This window comes from Sphingorhabdus sp., from assembly GCF_046154385.1.
Classification (GTDB): Bacteria; Pseudomonadota; Alphaproteobacteria; order Sphingomonadales; family Sphingomonadaceae; genus Sphingorhabdus_B.
The window spans coordinates 1-3518 of sequence record NZ_JBJXFW010000013.1 but is presented as its reverse complement, the minus strand read 5'-3'; the positions used below and the strand labels follow the sequence as shown (position 1 = coordinate 3518).

General features: G+C 56.9%; 4 protein-coding genes and 1 pseudogene. 4 read left to right on the top strand and 1 reads right to left on the bottom strand.

The window, feature by feature from the left end:
• Window positions 1–11: 11 nt before the first annotated feature.
• The 4 genes and pseudogenes from ACKVOS_RS03320 to ACKVOS_RS03305 form a co-directional block, all read left to right on the top strand.
• Window positions 12–626, top strand: a pseudogene (locus ACKVOS_RS03320) (DUF6910 family protein); the annotation flags it as partial.
• 63 nt (window positions 627–689) lie between these two features.
• Window positions 690–1184, top strand: coding sequence for a YaiI/YqxD family protein (locus ACKVOS_RS03315; protein WP_409210596.1), 495 nt, complete (start codon window positions 690–692; stop codon window positions 1182–1184).
• Window positions 1185–1220: 36 nt separating this feature from the next.
• Entirely contained in the window at window positions 1221–2267 is a 1047-nt protein-coding gene (locus tag ACKVOS_RS03310) for a hypothetical protein (protein WP_409210595.1), read from the top strand.
• Between the two features lie 205 nt (window positions 2268–2472).
• Window positions 2473–3216 carry a GGDEF domain-containing protein gene (locus tag ACKVOS_RS03305; RefSeq protein WP_409210594.1) on the top strand — a complete coding sequence of 248 codons (744 nt, stop codon included), beginning with the start codon at window positions 2473–2475 and terminating at the stop codon, window positions 3214–3216.
• A 102-nt stretch (window positions 3217–3318) separates the two neighbouring features.
• On the opposite strand, the gene ACKVOS_RS03300 is transcribed toward ACKVOS_RS03305, so the two are convergent.
• Window positions 3319–3518, bottom strand: a 200-nt coding sequence (locus ACKVOS_RS03300) for a hypothetical protein (RefSeq protein WP_409210593.1), incomplete at its 5' end; no start/stop codon positions are given.

Here is a 3518-nt window from a genome sequence, read left to right as displayed (position 1 = left end):
AACGCAAAAAAATGAAGCCCGATTTTGAAATCCTGCTGGCGCTTCCCGATCCAAAGCTGCCCGACGGACGGGCCATCCGCCTGCTGGCGCTCGGCTCCGGATCGAAGGCGCGCCGGATGCGCGGCGCGATCATCGACCTGCCGAACATAGGCGCACCCGCCGAAGTTCATCTGTTAGATCTGAAACCGCTCTTTTCCGCAATCGCCCCGCTGGTGCCCGAGGTCAATCTGGAAGGGGTCGTGCTGCGCGGTGACCATCTCCTGCTGTTCAATCGCGGCACGATGACTCATCCCGCCTCGCACATATTGGAGGTGCCGCTGGCCGCGGTTCTGGAAGGCGGAGCGGTCTCTGCCAGGCTGTGCGCTACGCTGACGCTGCCGAGTTGCGCGGGCGTTCCGTTGACCGTCACAGACGCATACCGATTGGACACGGAGGAGCCAAACGGGGGCCGCATCCTGCTCTCCGCCGTCGCCGAAGCCACCGACAACAGCTATGCAGACGGCGCGCTGTTCGGCGCGGCGATCGTGGAGCTCGACGCCGACCTCAATGTGCGCAATATTCAGCCGCTGGAGCCCATCGTGAAAGTCGAAGGCCTGTCCGCGCGCATCGCGGCAGATGGCGTGCACTTATTATGCGTGACGGACGCCGATGATCCGGATCGGGCGTCGGCCTTATATAGCTGTGTGTTAATGACCGCCGACAGCCCCCATCCCCTGCCCCATAGCTCGCCTCCCTTATCACCCCGCATATTGGTCGATGCCGACGCCTGTCCGGTGAAGGAGGAGATTTACAAAGTCGCATATCGCCGCAACGTGCCCGTCGTGCTGGTCAGCAATGCGCGCTTTCGCTTGCCTGACCATCCGCTGATCACCCGGCATATCGTATCGGACAGTTTCGACGCGGCGGATGACTGGATTGCGGAGCAGGCGGACGGGCGGAGCATCGTGGTCACCGCCGACATATTGCTGGCGGACCGCTGCCTGAAGGCAGGGGCGGTCGTCATCGGCAATAATGGCAAGCCGTTCACCAGCGCCTCCATCGGCAGCGCCATCGCCACCCGTTTTATCATGGCCGACCTGCGCGCCGGAATGGACGGCATCACCGGAGGCCCCGCACCCTTTGCCAAAGCCGACCGGTCGAGGTTTTTGCAGGCGCTGGATGAGGCGTTGGTAAGGCTGGGGTGAGTTGCGAAAGGACTCAAACTGCTCCAATGTGCTCAAATGGTTTGGGTATCTGATCTTGTAATCGAAGCGATGGGGTTCGAAAAAGCCCGTAAAAACATGGCGTTGACCGCCAAGTTTCATGGACTGCACGTTTTCCACATCAAAGGCATTCGAGTGGACGAAGGTGCATTGATTGTTCAGACTTATCAGCTGGATGGTAACGCCATACAAGTCGGTGTCGGGAATAGCGTCAATGGAATTTGCCGTAAGATGCTCAGTGACAGCTATGCGGACAACGAAGACGAATGGCAGAAAGAGAAGAACTGCAAACCACCTTACGTTGTTATTCATTTAGGCCCAACGGAATCCCATACGCAGAATTTGCGGCATTTCCGTCGTGACGGAAAAACGGTCCATACCTATGACACATTCTATGATGCGAAAATAGAAATCAAGAAGCTGGCAAACAAGCTGTTGCCCTCAATTGTAACGAGTCTGAGTTGTTCACTGTTTGAAAATGGTCGCCCATTGCCGGGACTTGTCCAAGTCGACAAAACTACTTTCGGCATAACGCCTTCTGGTGAGACCGTGCTCGACATGCGTCTCGACCTAACTGCTTCCGCCAACACCTCGTCCGGGTGGAATGCTTCTTCGATCCGAAAAGCGCTAAAACATGTTTCAGGCATCCTGCCCAAAGTCGACAGCAAATCGGCGTCCTTCTTTCACCTAGCTTTGATCGAAAAAGACGCGCTGAAAAGGTTTTTATACTTTTTCTTATCGATCGAGATAGCCACGCATTCATCGTTCGGCGCAATCGACCACGAGCAGTGTGTAAATCAGCTTTCCGGCAAACGAGCGAAATCGTGGATGAAGGACTTATCTTTTCTTCGAGAAGTGAAAAAATGGCCAAACCTTAGGGATCGGTTCTTGTGGTGCGCACTTTTCGTGTGGAGGCACATTTCTGAAGAAGATGTCGAAACTTTTGCTCGGCTTAAAAAGGCTCGCGATGATATCGCGCATGGCAACATTCGAGAACCTAATGCAGCTGATTTTGGGGCAGCCGAACTTCTGGCTACAAAACTACATTCGTTTCATCAGTTTTGAGCTTCTGAAAGTGCAACACCACCTGAAATCCGTTGCGCTTACGTTTTGACCTGCGGATTGTTTTGAATCCAAACAGAACTCGGCTAATTGGGTATCATTTGTCTCGACATTCCCCAAACCACCCAAAATCTTAACCCATCCCCCTGCATCATAAACATCCGCCTCCCCTATCAAAGATAGGCGCGGGCGGTCGTTTATAGGTTTTATGGATGAGATGAATATCGCGGCGACCAAATTGAGGCTGGTTTTGACGGGGCTGGGCGTTGTTGCCTTTTCCGTTATCGCGTCGCTGGTTGCCACGCATATCAGTTTCCAGATCAGCGGGACCGCCGATTATGCCACGACCATGATGGTGGCGTTCATCATTCCGATGCTGGTCGCCCCGCCCTCCTACGGCTTTGTCGCGTTCTTAAGCTGGAAACTGAAAAAGGCGAATGAGCGGCTCGACAAGCTGGCGCATCTTGATCCGTTGACGGCGCTCCATAACCGCCGGTCCTTTGTCGATGCCGCCACCGCGCGGTTGGGCTCGGGCAGCAGCCAGATGCTCGCCATGATCGACATCGACCATTTCAAGAAAATCAACGACCGGATCGGCCATGCCGGGGGCGACAATGCGTTGAAGCATGCCGCCGAGGTGCTGCGCAGCTCCGCGCCCAAAGAGGCCCTGCTCGCCCGCTTGGGCGGGGAGGAGTTCGGCTTGCTCTTCGCGATCCCCCATGATGAGCGCGGTGCGGCGGCAACAGCGGCACAGGCGCATATCGAGGCGATGCGCCTGCAGCTGGAGGCCATGCCGCTCATCACGCCGCAGGGGCTGATCTATGTGACGGCGAGCTTCGGCCTTGCCATCAGCCGCCCGGACGAAACGCTCGACACCCTGTTAAGCCGCGCCGACATGGCCCTCTACGCCGCCAAAAACGCCGGCCGCAACCGCCTGCAACTGTCGATGTGAAGGGCGCGGGCTGCCTGGGGGCAGGCAGCCCCGGTTCCGCCCACAAAAAAGGTCGCCGCGCCATAATGGACGCGGCGACCCTCATATTATTGCTGATTGTAATTACTTCGTCCAGTTGCCGGTGCCGCTGCCTGATCCATTGACGCCGACGAAGGTCATCGCTCCGCGTTTACCGGCGTACATTCCGGTCTTGCCAAATGCCCATCCGGTGCACACGACGGTGCCTGTGTCCTTGGCCGGGTTGGTGCATCCCCAGATCGTCGAACTGGCGCCTTCTGCACCGGTGCTGTCGCACATGATGC